We start from the raw sequence: 19,938 nt of genomic DNA on the forward strand, positions 1-19,938 counted from the left end.
GACCTCAAGGTGGTTCTATGACACTTCCAGAACACCTGACCATCACCGGCCCGGAGGATATCCTCGGCTTCATTCCGCATTCGCTGGGCTACTGGCCCGCCGACAGCCTTGTTGCCCTGACCATGCAAGGCAAACGGCTTGGAGCAACGCTCCGGATCGACCTGCCGGCCGCCGGCTCGCCTTCAGAGTTGCGGCAGTTCTCCCGGTCCGTGGGCGCCTACCTCGAGGCGGACGCCGCTGCCGACGGCACGCTCCTTGCCTTCTTCACGAATGAGGCCCGGATCCTGGAAGGCCATCCCACCGGCCACGGGCTCAACGGCGCCGTTGCCAACGACGGGTGGTTCGCTGACGACTGCCGGTTCGCCGACGTCGAGGCGGGCGGCCGCCAGAACGGCTTTCCGCTCCCGTCCCGGCTGGCAAAGCTGCTTGTTGCCCTCGAAACCGAGCTTTGTTCTGCCGGTATGCCCGTACGCGACGCGTGGGTTATCGGCGACGTCTCTTGGCGCAGCGCCTATTGCTCGGACCCTGACTGTTGCCCGCCCGCGGGACACCCGGTCGACGAGATCAGGAACAGCCGCCTGAATGCGGAGATGGTGTTTCGGGGAAGCAGCGTGGGTGCGGATCCCGCCGATGCCGCGGCACAGACGGCCCCGCGACCTTGCCCCGACTTACCGGTTCTCGAGTGTGAGGGCCGGTGGACCCGGGACCTATTGCCGCGCCGGCGGAGCCGGGGTCAGTTCGAAGATGTCCTGAACATTTGGACCCGGGTGCTCTCAAGCGAGGCGGTCAGCCCGCTGCCGTCGGAACTGGCGGGGTACCTGCGGGCGTCACTTTTGGTTCCGCCGTGGCGGGATGCTGTCCTGGTGATGGCCGCTGCCGGCCGTCTGGCGGCCGAGCGGGGAGCGGAGGAATTCGGGATCTTCGATGACGACGAGTGTCTGCCCGTGCTGACTCCCCGGCTGGATTGGCCGCAGCCCGGTACCACGGACCATGGCTGCGGCGGTGCGGACAGCCCGGGTTCGGGACCGGCTGGCGCAGTGCCCGGGTACGGCGATGTTCTGTTGGGGCTGGCCCCGGCGGTTCCGCGGTGGGAGGGTCTGCGGAGGCTGGAGCAGGTCCTGGTGGAGCTTGGATGGAGCGGCGGCGGCGAGGCATCGGCGGCCGCGCTGACGGCCCGGGGATGGATCGAGTGGTGCCGGGGGAGGGGATCGTTCGCCGACGCGCTGCTGGGCCAGGCCGCCCGCGTGCAGCCGGGCTACAGGCTGGCTGAACTTCTGGCGGAAATGGTCCGGCGGGGCATGCTCTGCGGCTGGGCCGGGCGAAAGGAGTCGGCGTGGCAACGGTTTGAACCCGACGCCGCATAGCCACGCTGCCGTTGTGCGGCCAAGGCTCGGGCGTGCTGCGGGCGGGCGGTGGCCGCGGCTGATGAAATATTAGCGCCGGAGTCGGCGCTGAGGCGCTGATTGGGAAAATCATGAGACAATGGTTGCCGAGACCCGGTTGGGTCCGTGAATCAGGTGCATGTATTGGAGCCCGGAAACGGGAACATTACGGGCGCGTCAGCAGTTCTACTTAGTGACTCTGCTGGCTGCGATCGCATCTGATGTGAATCACGGACTTGACAGGGTCATAGTGGTGTTGCCCGTATGGTGATTCCACAGACCGCCGCTAGAAAGGTTTTCTGTGACCCCGTCTTCCGCCAAGAAGGAACCCGCCGACCAGGCCGAATTGTCCCCTGAGGAGAAGAAGGCGGCGACGAGCGCTAAGCGTGCTGCAACGCGTGCAGCCAACAAGGCCGTCAAGGACGCCGCCTCCGTCGAGGACGGCGACGTCTCGGCCGCCCTCAAGCCCGGGCCCAAGAAGCGCGGACCCAAGCCTGGTGCCAAAGCCGCGGCGGAGGCCGCCGGCAAGTCAGGTCGAGAGAGCACCTCGGATGACGCGGACGAGATCGACGTTGATGAAGACCTCGACGATGTGACGCCCGACGTCTCTGAGCTGGCCGAAGAAGGCGACGCCGCCAAGGCCGGGGCTGCTGCCACCGGCACCGGCTTCGTCTACTCCGATGCCGACGACGACGACGCGCCCGTTCAGCAGGTGATGTCCGCCGGTGCAACGGCGGACCCCGTCAAGGACTACCTGAAGCAGATCGGTAAGGTCGCCCTGCTTAACGCCGAGCAGGAAGTGGACCTGGCCCTTCGCATCGAGGCCGGCCTTTTCGCCGAGGAAAAGATCAACGCTGACGACGGATCCATGGACCCGAAGCTCAAGCGTGAGCTCGAGTTCGTGATCCACGACGGCAAGCGTGCCAAGAACCACCTGCTGGAGGCCAACCTCCGTCTGGTGGTCTCGCTGGCCAAGCGTTACACCGGCCGCGGCATGCTGTTCCTGGACCTCATCCAGGAAGGCAACCTGGGCCTGATCCGCGCGGTCGAGAAGTTCGACTACACCAAGGGCTTCAAGTTCTCCACGTACGCCACGTGGTGGATCCGCCAGGCCATCACCCGGGCCATGGCCGACCAGGCCCGCACCATCCGCATTCCGGTGCACATGGTTGAAGTCATCAACAAGCTGGCTCGAGTGCAGCGCCAGATGCTGCAGGACCTCGGCCGCGAACCGACTCCTGAAGAACTCGCGCTTGAACTGGACATGACCCCCGAGAAGGTTGTCGAAGTCCAGAAGTACGGCCGCGAGCCCATTTCGCTCCACACGCCCCTTGGCGAGGACGGCGATTCCGAGTTCGGCGACCTCATTGAGGACTCCGAGGCTGTTGTTCCTGCCGACGCAGTGAGCTTCACGCTCCTGCAGGAACAGCTCCACTCGGTGCTGGACACCCTGTCCGAGCGCGAGGCCGGAGTGGTGGCAATGCGCTTTGGCTTGACCGACGGCCAGCCGAAGACTTTAGACGAAATCGGCAAGGTCTATGGTGTGACCCGTGAACGCATCAGGCAGATCGAGTCCAAGACCATGTCCAAGCTGCGGCACCCGTCGCGGTCACAGGTTCTTCGCGACTACCTGGACTAGGACGGGCCCGGAGTCACCGGTCCAAGCAACGCAGCATAGAACGCGGGGTCACCCGCCCACCTCCCCGGAGGATCGGGCGCCAGGTGACCCCGCGTTCTTTTATGAGCGTTCTCCTGGAACGCGACGTTGCCCCGGGTGCCGCTGTTTCAGCGAGGCGCCGCTGGGGGCACCTTTTCCGCAAACCCATGGAGTCCCAAACAGTCAGGGCCCCTCCGAGTGGAGGGGCCCTGCTTTGGTATTGGTACAGCTTTGGTATAGGTACAGTGGCTAAAGCTTTGGGGTGGTAGTCACCTGGCCAACCACATGAGCTAGTCGACCGGAACCGCTGCCTTCTCGTTGAGCCGGTCCGTCTCATCGTGCCAGCCGGAGCTCATCGGCTTGAGCGTTGCCTCCACTGCGCGTGCGTGGTGGCCGCAAAAGAGCAACTCCCCGCCGGAGGACTCGAGAACAACCCGGACATATGCCTGTGCTCCGCAACGATCGCACCGGTCCAGTGCGTTGAGTGTGCGGTCCGCAACTGCTGTTGTCATGTCGGCCTCCTTAGTAGATCTGTATATCTATATAACCAGCATTCGTAGCAAAACCATGACAAGGATGGATCACTTTCGCTGTGCGCGTATCACAGCTCCGTAACGCGTTCTTTCCCGCGGAGGCTCAGCGGGTGTGGGAAGCGGGGGCCGGCCCATCCGCCGACTACCCTAGGAGGAGCAATAAAACCCCGCGTTGTCCCGTCACCGAAGGAGTTCACCACCCGTGGCACCAAGTTCTGATTACACCGCCCGGCACCTGTCTGTGCTGGAGGGCCTTGAGGCCGTCCGCAAGCGTCCGGGCATGTATATCGGTTCCACCGACTCCCGCGGCCTCATGCACTGCCTGTGGGAGATTATCGACAACTCGGTCGACGAAGCCCTGGCCGGGTTCGGGCATGACATCAAGATCATCCTGCACCAGGACAACTCGGTGGAGATCCACGACGACGGCCGGGGCGTCCCGGTGGACATCGAACCGAAAACCGGGCTGAGCGGCGTCGAGGTGGTCTTCACAAAACTGCACGCGGGCGGCAAGTTTGGCGGCGGCTCCTATACCGCGTCCGGTGGCCTGCACGGCGTCGGCGCATCGGTGGTGAACGCCCTGTCCTCGCGACTGGACGTCGAGGTGGACCGCGGCGGCAAGACCTACAAGATGTCCTTCCGACGGGGCGAGCCCGGCCGCTTCAAGGACCCGGGCACCAAACCGGACCCGGCGTCAGTCTTCGAGCCCTTCTTGGACGGCTCCGTGCTGGATATCGTGGGCAAGGCCAAGCGCGGCGTCACCGGAACGCGCATCCGCTATTGGGCGGACCGGCAGATCTTCACCCCCGATGCCAAGTTCTCCTACGAGGAACTTGCTGCCCGCGCCCGCCAGACCTCATTCCTGGTGCCCGGACTGAAACTCACTGTTCGGGATGAACGCAAACTCGCCGGCACCCCCGGTGAATCAGGCCCACACGAGGAAGTCTTCCACCACGACGGCGGCCTCTCGGAGTTTGTGGACTTCCTTGCCGCCGATCCGGCCGTGACCGACACCTGGCGGCTGCACGGCTCCGGTAAATTCAAGGAGACGGTGCCGGTCCTCGATGAGAAAGGCCACAGCCAGCTGGCCGAGGTGGAGCGTGACTGCGAGGTCGATGTGGCCCTGCGCTGGGGCATCGGTTATGAGAACACGGTGCGCAGCTTCGTCAACATCATTTCCACCCCAAAGGGAGGCACCCACCAGTCGGGCTTTGAGCAGGCGCTGGTCAAAACCTTCCGCAAGGCCGTTGAAGCCAACGCCCGCAAGCTCAAGGCCGGCAATGACAAGATCGAGAAGGACGACATCTTTGCCGGCCTCACAGCGGTCCTGACGGTGCGGCTGGCTGAACCGCAGTTCGAGGGACAAACCAAGGAGATCCTGGGCACCTCCGCGGTCAAGGCCATTGTGGCCCGGGTGGTGGAACGCGAAATCAACGCGAAGCTGAACTCGGCCAACCGCAGCGACAAGGCCCAGTCAGCCTTGCTGCTGGAAAAAATCGTCAGCGAGATGAAGTCCCGCATTTCCGCCCGCGTCCACAAGGAAACGCAGCGCCGCAAGAACGCGCTGGAGACGTCCTCGATGCCCACCAAGCTGGCCGACTGCCGGACCGACGACGTCGTCCGTTCGGAACTGTTCATCGTCGAAGGCGACTCAGCACTGGGAACCGCCAAGCTGGCCCGGTCCTCCGACTTCCAGGCGTTGCTGCCGATCCGGGGCAAGATCCTGAACGTCCAGAAGGCCTCCGTGGGGGATATGCTTTCCAACGCCGAATGCGCGGCTCTGATCCAGGTGGTTGGCGCGGGTTCCGGGCGCAGCTTTGACATCGGGGCAGCCCGCTACGGGAAGGTCATCCTCATGACCGACGCCGACGTGGACGGCGCTCACATCCGCACGCTGCTGCTGACCCTGTTCTTCCGCTACATGCGTCCCATGATTGACAACGGACGCGTTTTTGCCGCCGTGCCCCCGCTGCACCGCGTGGAAGTCAGCAATGCCGGCCAGAAGGCCAATGAGATGATCTACACCTATTCCGAGGCGGAACTGCACGTGCTCCTCGGCAGGCTCGCCAAGGAAGGCAAGCGCTACAAGGAACCGATCCAGCGCTACAAGGGCCTGGGCGAGATGGACGCCGAACAGCTGGCTGAGACCACCATGGACCCCAGGCACCGGACGTTGCGGAAGGTGGGGATCGAGAACGCCAAGCAGGCCGAGGAAACCTTCGACCTGCTCATGGGCTCGGACGTGGCCCCCCGTAAGGACTTCATCATCGCCGGCGCCGCGAGCCTCGACAGGGAGCGGATCGACGCCTGACCTGGGCGGCGCGGCGCAAGCGCCCCCGCCACGGCAGCAGCCGGGCAGGCTGGTCCCGCCATCAGGCAAGCAGGCCCGGGACGATCAGCAACGCCGTCGGGACAGCCAGCAGCAAAAGGCAGCCCGCGAGGACAAGTGACCGCAGTGGCGCGGGAAGCGGCGGCTTGGGGGATAGGAGCCTGCTGACCCTGGTGGCGGTGGTCCGCGCAGATCCGGCTCCGCCGCCCGTTCCCTGGACCCCCGGCTCGACGTCGGGCAATAGGGCCCCGCTGAAGGCCGCCCGGCCGCCTGCGGCACCGGAAGGGCCGCTGGCGACGATGGCGATCGCCTTGATCAACGTTGCCTTGCTCTCGGTCTTCAGCGCCACGTCGTCCGCCAGCATTTCGATAAGGGAGTTCACCGCATCCTGCGCGAGGCGGGTGGTGGGCACCCATGGGAGGGCCTGCCGCCACGCGGCGAAGGCCCAGAGCAACAGGTGATGACGCTGGGTCAGGTGCGCATTCTCGTGGATCAGCACCGCCCGCAGTTCGGCAGGCTCAAGGGCCGCCATCAGGCCGTCGCTCAGAACTGTGACTGAGCGTGCACCGCCGGGGAGGCAGTAGGCCACCGGGGAATCATGGTTGATGACCACCGTTCCCGGGCCGTCGTGGGAGGGGGACGCGAGCAACGCAAGCAGTTCGCGGTGACGCCTGCGCTGGCGTTCGATCTTGTAATAGGTCAGGAGCAGCGTGAACACCAGGTGCGCGGTCAGCAGTGCCGCGGCGGACAACGCAAAGAGGTGCCAGAAGCCCAACGCCGTGGTGGGCGCGTTGTAAAGCACCATACCCGCCAGCGATCGCAGCCCGGCCAGCAGGTTCTCGCCAATCGGTTCGAGGCCGTAGACCAGCATGGCCCCGATCATGGACAGGCCCCCGGCAAGCGCGATGGCCTGCCAGAGCAGCATCGCGGTGAACGGTGAGCGGGCAGGCCATTGGGCGCGCGAAAGGAGGACAGGAACCGGCCATGCCAGCACTATCGCAAGGACCGCCAGAAGGTATGAGGTCCAGAACATGCGTTGCTAGATGTGGCCAAGCAGTTTGCGCAACGTTTCGGCTTCACTTTCCGTCACCGAGCCGATGAAGCGGGCCAGCACTGCTTCGCGGTCCGGTGCCGATCCCAGGACCTCGTGCATGAGTTCGGCAGTGTGATCCGCCCGGCTGGAGATCGCCTGATAGCGGTGCGGCCGCGTGCCTCGCTCCCGTTCCACCAGGCCCTTCTTCTCCAGGCGCGAGAGGACGGTCAGAACAGTGGTGACGGCGAGGTCTTTACCCTCGTGCCCCGCCGCGCCGCCCCGGGCCTCGGTGCTTTGCGCCAGCAGATCCCGCAGAGTGTTGGCGGTGGCCGCTTCCTGGCCTGCCCAAAGCAGGTCCATCACTGCCCGTTCCAGTTCACCAAGACTTGCCATGCCATACGTCCTTATTAACTTTCGCCACCTCCGGCCATCTGGCCTTCGCGTCGCGGTATCCGAATCCTTAAGATCTAAATTTACCTTCTTTTTGACATTCTTTCTACATGAGGTAGAACAGGCGGCGCGCCGGGCCCTTGCCAGTGGCTCCGGGCAATGGAACTGTTGTTTACAGTGCTTGCGGAATTGTTCTACACTGCGTAGAAGTGGCTTTTCTACAAAACGTAGAAGACCTGGACTATTGAGAGCCTAGCCAAAAGTAGGGACCGCCTTGGAAGCTTTGGAAATCGCGCGCTGGCAATTCGGTATCACCACCGTCTACCACTTCATGATGGTCCCGTTGACCATCGGCCTGGGCCTCGTGGTGGCCGTCATCCAGACGCTCTGGTACCGCTCCGGCAAGCCGGAGTACCTACGGATGACCAAGTTCTGGGGCAAGCTCTTCCTGATCAACTTCATCATGGGCGTGGCCACCGGCATTGTGCAGGAGTTTCAGTTCGGCATGGCCTGGAGTGAGTACAGCCGGTTTGTGGGCGATGTCTTCGGTGCTCCGCTTGCGCTGGAAGCCCTGCTCGCCTTTTTTGTGGAGTCCACCTTCCTGGGTCTGTGGATCTTCGGCTGGAAGCAGCTCCGGAAGGGCGTCCACCTTGCCTGTCTGTGGATAGCCGTCATCGGTTCGGTGTTCAGCGCGTATTTCATCATCGTCGCCAACAGTTGGATGCAGCACCCCGTGGGTGTGCAGATGATCAACGGCCGGCCGGTCATGACCGACGCCTGGGCCGTCTTCACCAACAACACGGCCCTCGTGGCCGTTCCCCACACGCTCTTCGGCGCGCTGGCCGTGGCCGGCGGGTTCCTGCTGGGGATTGCCTGGTACCACCTGTGGCGCCGGCGCCACGACGGAATCGACAGCGTGGGTGCGGACGGGAAAGTGATCCCGGGCGAGGCCAACATCCCCGGCCGCGACCATACCGACCACCGGGTCTGGATCCGCTCCCTCCGTATCGGCGCCGTGGTTGCCATGATTTCCTTTGCCGGCACGGCCCTGACCGGCGACCTCCAGGGAAAGCTGATGTTTGAGCAGCAGCCCATGAAGATGGCCGCAGCGGAGGCGGCCTGCCACGACGGCACCGGCTTCTCCGTGCTGAGCGTAGGCAACGTTGGCTCACGTAACTGCGACGACATCAAGGCCGTCATCGAAGTGCCCGGCATCCTCTCCTTCCTGGCCAAGGGCGACTTCACCACAGAGGTCAAGGGCGTGAACAGCCTTCTGGACCAGTACAAGGCCGACTACGGCTCCCAGCTTCCGAACAACCCCATCTACGGTGACCGCGCGGGCCAGGACATCCAGTACGTCCCTGTCATGGAGGTGACCTACTGGGGCTTCCGGATGATGATCGGCTTTGGCGGAGTGGCTGCCCTTGCCGCCCTCGTGGCCCTGTGGCTCACACGGAAGGGCACCGTGCCGGTGTCCCGCGGACTGATGCGATTGGCCGTCTTCGGCATCCTGGCGCCCTTTGGCGCCAATGCCGCCGGCTGGATCTTTACCGAAATGGGCCGGCAGCCGTTTGTGGTGGCGCCGAACCCCGATCTCAGCGGGATCGACCAGGTGTTCATGTTCACCGCCGCGGCCGTCTCACCCGGTGTATCGGCCGGCGAACTGCTCACCTCCCTGCTCGTGCTGACCGCCGTCTACGCCGTGCTGCTGGTGGTGGAGGTAAAGCTGCTGGTGAAGTACATCCGGGGCGGGGTTGTCTCGGCCATGCCGGAACTGGTCCACGTGGCCGCCGACGAAAACGAAGACGCCACGCCCGGCCAGCGAGGCACCGGCAAGCCCGGCGCCGGCGATGACGTCCTGGCATTCGCCTACTAAGAAGAGCAGAGGATATTCGGAATGGAACTGCTACCCACCATCTGGTTCATTGCCATCGCGGTGTTGTGGACGGGATACCTCTTCCTCGAAGGTTTCGACCTCGGCGTCGGCGTCCTGATGAAGCTCTTCGCCCGCAACAACACCGAGCGCCGCGTTCTGCTCAACACCATCGGTCCTGTCTGGGATGGCAACGAAGTGTGGCTGCTGACCGCGGGCGGGGCCACGTTCGCGGCGTTCCCCCTCTGGTACGCATCGTTGTTTTCCGCCCTGTATCTTCCCTTGCTGGTGGTGCTGGTGGCTCTCATCTTCCGTGCCGTGGCCTTCGAGTACCGGGGCAAGGTGGACACCGAGCGCTGGCGGACACTGTGGGACTGGGCCATCGCGGCCGGCTCCCTGGTGGCGGCTTTTGGCGTCGGCGCCGCACTCGCCCTGACCACAACCGGGCTGCCCCTGAACGCCAACGGTGACCGCGAAGGCGGCCCGTTCGCCTGGTTCAGCGGGTACGCGGTCCTGGGCGGCCTGGCCGTGGTGGGCTTCTCCATCCTGCACGCGCTGGCCTTCCTTGCCTTGAAGACCGACGGCGATGTCCGGCACCGTGCCCGCAACTGGTTTGTCCGGCTGCTGCCGGTGCTCCTGCTGCCTATGGCGGGCTGGGCCATCAGCATCCAGGTCCTCGACGGCAAGATCTGGACGCTCGCCATCCTCGCAGCCGCCGTGGTGGCTGCTGCCATCGCCTGGTACTTCGCCCGCAAAGGCCTGGAGGGCAAGGCCTTTTTGTCCCTGGGTGCGTTCCTCCTGCTTGGCAGCGCGTCCATTTTCGGGGCCGTCTTCCCCGTGGTCCTGCCTTCAACCATCAGCGCGGGCTTCAATCTGACCGTCACCAACGCGTCCTCCTCGAACTACACACTGGGCCTGATGACCGTCGTGGCCTGCATCGGGCTTCCACTGGTCCTGGCGTATCAGGCCTGGACGTACTGGGTGTTCCGCCGCCGGGTCAGCGCTGCCCACATTCCCGAGGCCCACAGCTTCCTGCCGGCCATTGCCGCCAGGGCCCTGGCCCCCAAGGAATAGGAACCCATGAGACCGCAGTTCCCGGCCGGACCGGCCAACCGCAGGGCACTGTATCTGCTGGGCTTGCTGGCGGCGCTGAAGGCACTCGCCCTTGTGCTGATGGCGCAGGCAGTGGCCTCCATACTCGCCGGTCTGGTGTCCCAAAACCCCGCGTGGGGTGAGCAGCTGGGTTGGGGCCTGGCGGGCGTGGTGCTCCGGGCGGCCACAGTCTGGGCCCAGGGCGTCGCGTCGCGCCGGGCGGCGCTTGGGGTCAAGGAGGAACTGCGCTCCGCGTTGCTGACGCGGGCCCTCCGGAATGGCGCCCGGGCCGCCGGGCCTTCCGACGGCGGCCTGGCCATCCTCGCCACCCGGGGCCTGGACGCACTGGACAGCTATTACACCCAGTTCCTGCCCGCCCTGGTGAACTGTGCGGCCATACCGCTGCTGTTGGGTGCCCGGATCCTCCTCGCGGACTGGGTCAGTGCCGCGGTCATCGTCCTGACCGTGCCGCTGGTACCCGTCTTTATGGTGCTGATCGGCCGCTATACCCAGGACAACGTCAAGGCGGCGCAATCGGCGCTGTCCAGGCTCTCGGGCCACATGCTGGAACTGGCCAAGGGCCTGCCGGTCCTCGTGGGCCTGGGCCGAGCCTCCGCACAGCGGAAGGCGCTTGAGGAGATCTCGGAGCAATATCGGACCCGGACCATGGGCACCCTTCGCACGGCTTTCCTGTCCGCCCTCGCCCTGGAGCTCATAGCCACCATCTCGGTGGCGGTGGTGGCCGTGTTCATTGGTGTGCGGCTGGTGCACGGGGACATGGCGCTGGAGGCCGGGCTGCTGGCCCTGATCCTTGCTCCCGACTGCTACCTCCCGCTTCGCGAACTTGGCACGGCCCACCACGCCAGCGACGACGGCCGCGGAGCCCTGGCTGAGGTGACGGCTGTGATGGACGCCCCCGAAACCCTCCGGCTGGAGCCGGTGGAGGAGACTTCCGGCAGCCGAACGGGCCTTCCATGCGTGACCGTGCGGGATCTGAGTGTCACGTACAGCGGCCGGCAGGATCCGGCAGCCGGGCCGATCAGTTTCAGTGCACCCGCCGGCCGGATCACGGCCCTGGATGGCGCCAGCGGGGCCGGCAAAAGCACCATTCTCGGCGTGCTGGCCGGCGCCGTGGGAACCGGCGAAGGGTCTGCCGTCAGCGGTCAGCTCGCCGGTTTTTCACCGAACGAGGTCGCGTGGGTGCCTCAGCACCCCGTGATGGTGCAAAATACGGTCCTTGCCGAAATCCGCCTCTATCTCGGCGGCACGACGGCCTCAGCGGAAGAAGGACCAGCCGCGCAACGCTGCCTCGAGGCAGCCGGAGCCGGGCACCTCTGGGCAAGGCACCCGGCCGGGCTCAGCCCGGGGGAGCTGCGCCGTGTGGCACTCGCGCGCGGACTGGCGCGGATCGAGGCCGGCGCCACCGTTCTCCTGCTCGATGAACCCACGGCACACCTGGACCGCGAGTCGGCGGACGTGGTCAGCCGGGCAATCATGGATCTGCGCGGAAGGGCCACCATCCTCCTGGTGGCCCACGACCGCCAAACCCGGGAACTTGCGGATCACATCGTGGCAGTCGCCGCCGGTCCGGGGTCTCCGTCCGCGCCTGGCGCGCCTGCCGAGGCGTGCGCGACGGAACGCAAAGCCGCACCGGCGCTGGCCCGCGCCCTGGCTCCGGTCCCGTTGCCATCGCCGCACGGCGATCATCCGGATCAGGCATCCGTGCCGGAGAAGACGTCCTCTCGACGCCGGGCCGCGCTGCAGAGCCGCGAGCGGCGTCCCGGTGCCGGAGGAGCCGCGGTCTTCCCGCGCCTGCGGCGGCTACTGAAACCCGAGTCGGTAAAATTCGGGGCCGCCGCCGTGGTGGGCACCCTGGCGGCGATGTTCGCCGCGGCACTTTCCGGCCTCTCGGGCTGGCTGATCATCCGGGCCAGCGAGCAGCCGCCCATTCTGTACCTGCTGACGGCTATTGTGGGCGTTCGGTTCTTCGGCATCGGCCGTGCCGTGCTGCGCTACACCGAACGACTCCTGCTGCACGACGCCGTCTTCGCCGCCCTGACCACACTGCGCGGCCGCTTGTGGGATTCGTTGAGCAGGCGCGCTCTTGCCCTCCGGAAGCTCCTTCAGGGCGGCAACGTCCTGGGAACGGTGATTGACGACGTCGACACCGTCCGGGATCTGCTGCCCCGGGTGGTCCTGCCGCCCGTCACGGCGCTGGCGCTGGGCACCGCCGCCGTGACTACCACCGGAGTCCTTCTTCCAGCCGCCCTTCCGGCCTCGATCGGAGCCGCTGTGCTCTCCCTGATGATGGCGCCCCTGCTGGCGCTGGCCGCCGACCGGAGGGCCACACGCACCGAACAGCTTTTGCGCAGTGGAGTGCTGCGCGAAGTCGCCGCGGCACTTGACGCGCGTGCAGAACTGCATGCCAACAACGTGTCGGGCCCCGTGCTGTCGGCCATTACGGCTGCCGACCATGCCGCCACCGCGGCTGCCGGCCGCTCCGCCTGGGCGGAGGGCCTGGGCCAGGCGCTGACCGTCCTGGCCGGCGGTGTGGCGGCATTCGCCGGGGCGGTGCTTGCGGCACCCCAAGTCATGGCCGGGGCCGCGGAGCCGGCGATCGCCGCCGTAGTGATTCTGCTGCAGCTTGCGCTCGTGGAACCTTACGCGGCCACCACGACGGCGGTCCGGCAGTACCCGGCGCTGCGCCAGGTACTGGACCGGATCAGCGAGTCGGGCGTCCTGGACGCGGACGGCGGCGCGGAGAGCGGCGGCCTTGTGAGCATTCCCGGGCGGCCGGCCGGCATGGCCGGAGTTGAATTGCAGGGGTTGTCGGCCGGTTGGCCCGGATCCCCGCCGGTTTTTTCCGGTGTCACGGCCGCGGCGGAACCCGGGCGCTGGCTGGCCGTCACGGGAGCGTCGGGCACGGGGAAGTCCACCCTTCTGGCGGTCCTGCTGGGGTTCCTGCCCGCGCGGAGCGGCCAGGTGGCCGTCACGGGCAGCGCCGCGTGGTGCCCCCAGGAAGCGCATCTTTTTGACTCCACCATCCGGGGAAACCTCTTGTTGGGGCGCCCCGCCACCCAGAATGGGGAGGGGGAGCCCTCGAACCGCGGCGCCCACGGCGGCGGACAGTCACAGCACGCTTCCCCAGATCCTGACTCCGACGCCGGCCGCGACATGGAAGACGCCCTCGCCGCCGTGGGGCTCGACCGCCTCGTGGCGCGGCTGCAGGACGGGCTGGACACCAGGATCGGGCCGGGCGGCGCGTTCCTGAGCGGCGGAGAACGGCAGCGGCTGGCCGTGGCCCGCACCCTGATGACCGGCGCCGATGTGATCCTCCTGGATGAACCGACCGCCCACCTGGATGCCGCCTCCGGCAAGGCGATGCTGTCCGATCTGCGAAAGGGCCTCCGCGGCCGGACCGTGGTCCTGGTGACCCACAATCCGGCGGACCTTGATCCCACCGACCGGCGCCTGAACCTCGATGAGGGAAAGCCCGACCGGAGCAGCGACGCAACTCCGGGAAGGAGCGGAGGAACAGCGCGGTCGAGCGGAGCCGCGGGGTTGCTGGTCCCGGGAGCCGGCCGCGGCTAGCCTGTTCCCATGATCCCGGAGAACGAAGGCTCCTTCGGCAAGCGGCGCCGTTCGCCGGCGTTGCCACCGGCGCCCTGGCCCTCTACAAGAGATTGGGGTATACGGCGGTCCACCGGACCCTGGCCCGGGACAAGTCACTGTAGCCAGGGCTTCCACCTCTGAAAGGGGCCAGGGCTAGCCGTCCACGTCGTGGAGGTGGTGAACCACATCGTGCAGGAAGTACTGCGCGAGCGTCAGCACCGTGAACTCCGAACCGTTGCCGCGGGTGCCTTTCCTGCCCCAGTCGTCCTCATGGACTGCGGCAAAGGAAGCGGCGATCTGCTCGCCCTCGGACGTCAGTTCGGCGCTGACCTCCGCGGGGTCGGCATTGGCGTAATCCTTTTCGACTGCGGTCAGGTCCTGATCCCAGTTCTCGAACCGCGCGTCGTCCTGGCGCAACATCAGGCTCAGGCGGTGGTCGAACACGGCGAACACGTCCCGGACATGGCAGGCATACTCAAGGGCGGACCACGTGGCGTCGTCGGGGCGTTCCGCCGCGTCGGGGCGCCGCAGCGCGGCACGCCAGCGGGGCAGCATGCTCTCCACCATCCCCGGGGCCGTGGCCGGCGTTGCCGCTGAGGCGTCAAAACCGCATTCCGGGCAGGGCCGCGACAAAACCCAGGTCCAGTCTTTTTCATCGGGAACGATAGGCATGCCAGTAGTGTAGGCGGACTCCGGGTAAATCCGGGCAAAAACGTTCACCGCCGCCCGGTTCGGGAACCCGGCGCCGCTAAGCCCCAATGGCCTCGCTGGTTTCCTCGGCCCATGCCATGCTTGGCCCGATGGCCTCCACCGCCTGGGACAAGGGAATGCCCGAGCCATCCCTGCGGCCATGCTCCTGGGGGAGTGAGCGGGCCACTCCGGCCACCGAGGAGGCCTTGGCGGGCCCGTGTCCCGCCCACGCCTGCAGGAGCGTGTCCTCCCCCTTCAGGAAGCGGTGGGCGCGGACCCCGGCCGTGGCGCGGCCCTTAGCCGGATACTCGGCGAACGCCGTCACTTTGGCGGCCCCGGGCGCAGTGCCCGGCAGTGCGCCTTCGGTGCCGGAGATCGTCACCACAACCGCGGCGTCGTCATCGGCCCGGACCGCACCGAAAAACAGCACCTGGTCCCCGGCGCCGAGCTTGATCCCGGCCATGCCGCCGGCTGTGCGCCCCTGCGGGCGGACGGTGCCCGCGTTGAAACGCAGCAGCTGTGCCTGCCGGGTCAGGAAGACGAGGTCGACGTCGTCGGACGCCGCCGCTTCGACTCCCACCACGGTGTCCTTGTCCTTGAGCGCGATGACCTCCCAGTCCTCACGGTTCAGGGGGTATTCGGGCTGAACGCGCTTGACGATGCCCTGCGCAGTCCCGAGCGCCAGCACCTGGTCCAACGGCGCGAAAGCCACCAGGGTTTCACCCTTCAGCAAAGTGATGAAGTCCTTGGCCGGAACGCCGCCGGTCAGGTTCGGCAGGCCGGACATGGGCGGGAGCACAGGCATGTCCATGACCTGGAGGCGCAGCATCCGTCCCTGGGACGTGACTGCGGCGATTTCCCCGCGCGCCGAGGTTTTCACCACCGAACGGAAGACATCATGCTTTGACCGTGGCCCGGCTTCGGCCAGCGGCTCCTGGTTGGAGGTGCGGGCCACTTGGCCGGACGCCGTCAGGATGGCCCAGCAGGGATCGTCGGCGATCTCCAGGGCCAGCGGAGCCGCCTTGCCCTTGGCCCCGGGCGCGGCGGCCAAGGCGGCAGCCACGGTGGGGGAGACGGCCTCGGATTCCAGCAGTACGGTGCGGCGGGGAGTTCCGTACTTTTCCGCGATCTCGCCCAGTTCTCCGGACACGAGTTCCCGCAGCAGCTGGTCCGAGCCCAGGATGGCCTCCAGCTCCGCGATTTCGCGGCGCAACTGCTCCTGCTCTTTTTCGAGTTCAATGCGGGAGTACTTGGTCAGCTGCCGCAGCCGCAGTTCCAGGATGTAGTTCGCCTGGACTTCTGTGAGGTCGTAAATGGACATCAGGCGCTCACGGGCTGCGGCCACCTCGTCCGACGAGCGGATGATCTGGATCACCTCATCGATGTCCACGATGGCGATCAGCAGGCCTTCCACCAAGTGGAGGCGGTCCATTTTCTTGGCCAGGCGGAAGGCGGTGCGGCGACGCACCACGGTGATGCGGTGATCCACGTAGACGGAGAGGAGCTGCAGCAAACCGAGGGTCTGCGGTTGGCCGTCCACCAGCGTCACGTTGTTGATGCCGAAGGAATCTTCCATGGGCGAGTAACGGTACAGCTGCTGCAGCACAGCGTTCGGGTTGAAGCCGTTCTTCAACTCGATCACCAGGCGCAGGCCGTGCTTGCGGTCCGTGAGGTCAACGATGTCGCTGATACCGGTGAGTTTCTTGCCGTTGACGGCGTCCTTGATCTTCTCGATCACCTTTTCCGGCCCCACCATGTACGGCAGCTCCGTGACCACCAGGCCGGTGCGGCGCGCCGAGAGCTGCTCGATCTCCACCTTTGCCCGGGTCTTGAAGGAGCCGCGGCCGGTGGCGTAGGCCTCGCGGATCCCGTCCAGGCCCACGATCCGGCCGCCGGTGGGCAGGTCGGGGCCGGGAACGAAGCGCATGATGTCCTCGAGGGTGGCATCGGGATTGTCGATCAGGTGCCGGGCGGCGGAGATGACCTCCACGAGGTTGTGCGGGGCCATGTTGGTGGCCATGCCCACGGCGATGCCGGTGGCGCCGTTGACCAGCAGGTTGGGGAACGCGGCGGGAAGCACATCGGGCTGGGTCAGCTGGTTGTCGTAGTTGGGGACGAAATCCACCACGTCCTCGTCGAGGTGGTCCGTCAGGGTCAACGCCGCAGCGGCCAGGCGCGCTTCGGTGTAGCGGGGGGCAGCGGGGCCGTCGTCGAGGGAACCAAAGTTTCCGTGTCCGTCGATCAAGGGCAGCCGCAGGGAGAAGTCCTGCGCCATGCGGACCATGGCGTCGTAGATTGCGGTGTCGCCGTGCGGGTGCAGCTTGCCCATGACCTCGCCCACCACGCGGGCGCTCTTCACGTGACCCCGGTCCGGGCGCAGGCCCATCTCGCTCATCATAAAAAGAATGCGCCGCTGAACCGGTTTCAAGCCGTCACGGGCATCGGGGAGGGCCCGCGAGTAGATGACCGAATAGGCGTATTCGAGGAACGAGCCTTCCATTTCGGACGTGACATCGATGTCGACGATGTTCTCGGTGTAATCCTGGCTGGTGTCCGGTTCAGGGGCGGAACTTTGGCGGCGTGCCATGGGGCTGGTGGATCCTTAAGGGTTTACTGCGGGACTTATAGCTAGGCTAAGCCTATGGTGGATCAGCCCGGGGACGGCGTATATCCGGAATATTGGGAGGCCGATGTCGTTCTGCGCGACGGCGGGACGGCACATCTGCGGCCCATCCACCCCTCCGACGCGGACGCCGTGCAGGCTTTCCACACGGGGCAGTCACAAAAATCCATCTACATGCGCTTTTTCGCGTTCAAATCCCGGCTGTCCAGCAAAGAGCTCCAGCGGTTCACGGAAGTGGACTATAAGGACCGGGTGGCTTTGGTGATCACCATCGGCGGCGAAATCCTGGGGATCGGCCGTTATGACCGGCTCGACGACCCCGAGGAAGCCGAGGTGGCCTTCAATATCGCCGACGCCCACCAGGGCCGCGGCATCGGCTCCATCCTGCTCGAGCACCTGGCCGCGGCCGCCCGTGAAAACGGGATCCGGAAATTCAGCGCCGAGGTCCTGCCCGAGAACCGCAAGATGCTCATGGTGTTCGCCGACGCCGGCTACGACGTCAAACGCCATTTCGACGACGGCGTGGTGAGCCTGGAGTTCAATATCGACCCCACGGACAAGTCCCGGGAAGTCATGGAGTCCCGCGAGCACCGCGCTGAGGCACGCAGCATCCAGGAGCTGCTCGCGCCGTCCTCCGTGGCTGTCATCGGGGCCAGCCGCAAATGGGGAAGCATCGGCTACCAGCTCCTCGAACACATCATCGAGGGCGGGTTCACAGGACCCGTCTACGCGATCAACCCCGAAGCCCTGGAGCTGGCCGGCATGTTGTCGTTCGCCCGGCTCGCCGAGGTTCCGGGACCCGTGAAGCTGGCCATTATCGCCGTCCCCTATGAAGAGGTTCCCAAGGTGGTCGATGAATGCGCCGCCGCTGGCGTGAAGGGCCTCGTGGTGGCCACCGCAGGCTACGCCGAGGACGGAGAGCGCGGGATGGCCCGTCAGCGCGAGTTGGTCCGGCAGGCGCGGTCAAACGGCATGCGGGTCATCGGGCCCGCGTCGCTGGGCATCGTCAACACCGATCCGGCAGTCTCCCTCAACGCCTCGATGGCCCCGAGCCTGCCCCGCCGGGGCGGACTGGGCCTGTTCAGCCAGTCGGCAGCCATCGGGGTGTCCCTCTACGCCGCTTCAAGCCGGCGCCGTGTGGGGATCTCCACTTTTCTCTCCGCCGGCAACCGGGCGGATGTCTCGGGCAATGACATGATGCAGTTCTGGGAAGACGACGGCAACACCACCGCCGTCGGCCTCTACTTGGAATCAATTGGCAATCCGCGTAAGTTTTCCCGCCTTGCCCGCCGCCTCGCAGGCACCAAGCCGGTTATCGTGGCCAAGTCCGATTCGATGGGGCTCCAGCTCCCGCCCGGTCACGCCGTGCGCACCACCCAGGCGCCGCCCGGCGCCCTGGACGCCATGATGCGCCAGGCCGGAGTCATCCGGGTGGAAACCATTGAGCAACTAATGGATGTTGCCCAGATCGTCTCGGCCCAGCCGCTTCCGAAGGGCGCAGGGGTGGCCATCCTCAGCAACTCCCGTGCCCTCGGTAAAGTGGTGGCGGACAGTGCCACCGCCAACGGCCTCGGCGTGCAGCACATCGTCACCGACGTGGACCTCGACGCCGGCATGTCGGTTGCGCTTCCGGCGTTGCGGCGCAGGCTCGCGGAAACGATGTCCTCGGACACCGTGCACGCGGTTGTGGCGGCGCTGCTTCCGGCCCGGGGACTCACCGTGGAGAACATCGCCGGAGTGTTGTCCGAGTGTTCAGCCGCAGCCGGCAAACCCGCAGTGGCGGCCTTCACCGGGATCCTGGATCCCTCCATCTACGTCGAGGGAATGGTGGGCGGCGCGGACCCGGCCCCCGTAGCGGTGCCCTGCTACTCCAACCCGGGGGCCGCCGTCGACGCCCTCGCCGCAGTGGTGAAGTATGCGGAGTGGGTGGACCGGGACAAGGGCCTGTTCGTTGAGCCGGACGGCTGCGACGCCGAAAGCGTCCGGGCCGGGTTGGAGGACCTTCTCCAAGGAGTCACCGGTGACCAGCTTGTCCAACTTGAGCCTGACACCGCGGCGAAACTGCTGGCCCACTATGGCATATACGTGCTGCCCTCGGAGGGCTTCGAAACACCCGAGCAGGCCGTGGCGGCCGCGGAACGAATGGGCTGGCCGGTGGTGCTGAAGACCACGGACCCGGCACTGCGGCATCGCCTGGACCTCGGCGGCGTGCGGCTGGACATCCAGGACGCCGACTCGCTGCGGCTCAATATAGTCCAGATGCACAGGTCCCTGGCCCCGTACGGTTCGCCCTCCATGGAGGTCCAAGCCATGGCCCCCGTGGGCCAGGCCTGCACGTTCCGGGCTATTGAGGATCCCTTGCTTGGTCCGGTGGTGTCTTTCGGCCTGGCCGGGGACGCCGTCAACCTGCTCGATGACTGGGCCCACCGCGTGCCTCCGCTCTCCAGCACCGATGTCCAGGAGTTCATCCGCGGGCCCCGCGCCTCCCGGAAACTGTTCGGTTACCAGGGACTGCCGCCGGTTGATGTGGCCGCCCTGGAGGATCTGGCCGCACGGTTGACCAGGCTGAAGGACAATCACCCCGAGATCGCCCTCGTGGAGTTCAATCCCGTCCTGGCTGGTGCCGCCGGCGCCACAATCCTGGCCGCGGATGTGCGGATTGCCAACGCCGCCCAGCGGACGGACAGCGCACGCCGGGCCATGCGCAGTTAGCAAGTGCCCAGC

At 66.3% G+C, this 19,938-nt stretch carries 12 protein-coding genes; 7 read left to right on the plus strand and 5 right to left on the minus strand.

The window, feature by feature from the left end; translation table 11 throughout:
• Positions 1–17 precede the first annotated feature (17 nt).
• Together ACP4XC_RS08140 and ACP4XC_RS08145 are read left to right on the plus strand one after the other, a co-directional pair.
• On the plus strand, positions 18–1,364 hold the full coding sequence (locus tag ACP4XC_RS08140) for a DUF4192 family protein (protein ID WP_427174395.1): 1,347 nt from the start codon (positions 18–20) through the stop codon (positions 1,362–1,364).
• Between the two features lie 319 nt (positions 1,365–1,683).
• Complete coding sequence (locus ACP4XC_RS08145; protein WP_427174396.1) at positions 1,684–3,021, plus strand: RNA polymerase sigma factor; 1,338 nt, start codon at positions 1,684–1,686, stop codon at positions 3,019–3,021.
• A 308-nt stretch (positions 3,022–3,329) separates the two neighbouring features.
• Here the strand turns inward: ACP4XC_RS08145 and ACP4XC_RS08150 are convergent, their stop codons facing one another.
• Entirely contained in the window at positions 3,330–3,551 is a 222-nt protein-coding gene (locus tag ACP4XC_RS08150) for a DUF7455 domain-containing protein (protein WP_427174397.1), read from the minus strand.
• 223 nt (positions 3,552–3,774) lie between these two features.
• Between ACP4XC_RS08150 and ACP4XC_RS08155 the strand changes: the two genes are divergently transcribed.
• Positions 3,775–5,883 (plus strand): DNA gyrase/topoisomerase IV subunit B, encoded by a 2,109-nt coding sequence (locus ACP4XC_RS08155; RefSeq protein WP_427174398.1) that lies wholly within the window; start codon positions 3,775–3,777, stop codon positions 5,881–5,883.
• A gap of 61 nt (positions 5,884–5,944) precedes the next feature.
• Here the strand turns inward: ACP4XC_RS08155 and ACP4XC_RS08160 are convergent, their stop codons facing one another.
• Both ACP4XC_RS08160 and ACP4XC_RS08165 read right to left on the minus strand, forming a co-directional pair.
• Entirely contained in the window at positions 5,945–6,934 is a 990-nt protein-coding gene (locus ACP4XC_RS08160; protein WP_427174399.1) for a M56 family metallopeptidase, read from the minus strand.
• A gap of 6 nt (positions 6,935–6,940) precedes the next feature.
• Positions 6,941–7,327, minus strand: coding sequence for a BlaI/MecI/CopY family transcriptional regulator (locus ACP4XC_RS08165; protein ID WP_427174400.1), 387 nt, complete (start codon positions 7,325–7,327; stop codon positions 6,941–6,943).
• A 271-nt stretch (positions 7,328–7,598) separates the two neighbouring features.
• On the opposite strand from ACP4XC_RS08165, the gene ACP4XC_RS08170 reads away from it, so the two are divergent.
• From ACP4XC_RS08170 to cydD, 3 genes are read left to right on the plus strand one after another with little or no spacing between them, the layout of a single operon-like run.
• Positions 7,599–9,200, plus strand: coding sequence for a cytochrome ubiquinol oxidase subunit I (locus tag ACP4XC_RS08170; RefSeq protein WP_427174401.1), 1,602 nt, complete (start codon positions 7,599–7,601; stop codon positions 9,198–9,200).
• 21 nt (positions 9,201–9,221) lie between these two features.
• A complete protein-coding gene (gene cydB, locus ACP4XC_RS08175) occupies positions 9,222–10,271 on the plus strand; it encodes a cytochrome d ubiquinol oxidase subunit II (RefSeq protein ID WP_427174402.1) in 1,050 nt (349 codons plus the stop codon).
• A 6-nt stretch (positions 10,272–10,277) separates the two neighbouring features.
• A complete protein-coding gene (cydD, locus tag ACP4XC_RS08180; protein ID WP_427174403.1) occupies positions 10,278–13,880 on the plus strand; it encodes a thiol reductant ABC exporter subunit CydD in 3,603 nt (1,200 codons plus the stop codon).
• A gap of 174 nt (positions 13,881–14,054) precedes the next feature.
• Here cydD and ACP4XC_RS08185 read toward each other — a convergent pair whose 3' ends face one another.
• Together ACP4XC_RS08185 and ACP4XC_RS08190 are read right to left on the minus strand one after the other, a co-directional pair.
• Positions 14,055–14,573: a DinB family protein gene (locus tag ACP4XC_RS08185; protein WP_427174404.1), complete on the minus strand. Its 519-nt coding sequence runs from the start codon at positions 14,571–14,573 to the stop codon at positions 14,055–14,057.
• Between the two features lie 76 nt (positions 14,574–14,649).
• A complete protein-coding gene (locus ACP4XC_RS08190; RefSeq protein WP_427174405.1) occupies positions 14,650–17,178 on the minus strand; it encodes a DNA gyrase/topoisomerase IV subunit A in 2,529 nt (842 codons plus the stop codon).
• 54 nt (positions 17,179–17,232) lie between these two features.
• On the opposite strand from ACP4XC_RS08190, the gene ACP4XC_RS08195 reads away from it, so the two are divergent.
• Entirely contained in the window at positions 17,233–19,926 is a 2,694-nt protein-coding gene (locus ACP4XC_RS08195) for a GNAT family N-acetyltransferase (protein ID WP_427174406.1), read from the plus strand.
• Positions 19,927–19,938: the final 12 nt, after the last annotated feature.

This window comes from Arthrobacter sp. 92 (genome assembly GCF_050260325.1).
Lineage (GTDB): Bacteria > Actinomycetota > Actinomycetes > Actinomycetales > Micrococcaceae > Arthrobacter.

Bases quoted from the DNA above. Each gene is read 5' to 3' on its own strand.
- ACP4XC_RS08140 (WP_427174395.1), top strand. From the start codon at position 18: ATGACACTTCCAGAACACCTGACCATCACCGGCCCGGAGGATATCCTC.
- ACP4XC_RS08150 (WP_427174397.1), bottom strand. From the start codon at position 3,551: ATGACAACAGCAGTTGCGGACCGCACACTCAACGCACTGGACCGGTGC.
- ACP4XC_RS08160 (WP_427174399.1), bottom strand. From the start codon at position 6,934: ATGTTCTGGACCTCATACCTTCTGGCGGTCCTTGCGATAGTGCTGGCA.
- ACP4XC_RS08165 (WP_427174400.1), bottom strand. From the start codon at position 7,327: ATGGCAAGTCTTGGTGAACTGGAACGGGCAGTGATGGACCTGCTTTGG.
- cydB (WP_427174402.1), top strand. From the start codon at position 9,222: ATGGAACTGCTACCCACCATCTGGTTCATTGCCATCGCGGTGTTGTGG.
- cydD (WP_427174403.1), top strand. From the start codon at position 10,278: ATGAGACCGCAGTTCCCGGCCGGACCGGCCAACCGCAGGGCACTGTAT.
- ACP4XC_RS08185 (WP_427174404.1), bottom strand. From the start codon at position 14,573: ATGCCTATCGTTCCCGATGAAAAAGACTGGACCTGGGTTTTGTCGCGG.
- ACP4XC_RS08190 (WP_427174405.1), bottom strand. From the start codon at position 17,178: ATGGCACGCCGCCAAAGTTCCGCCCCTGAACCGGACACCAGCCAGGAT.
- ACP4XC_RS08195 (WP_427174406.1), top strand. From the start codon at position 17,233: ATGGTGGATCAGCCCGGGGACGGCGTATATCCGGAATATTGGGAGGCC.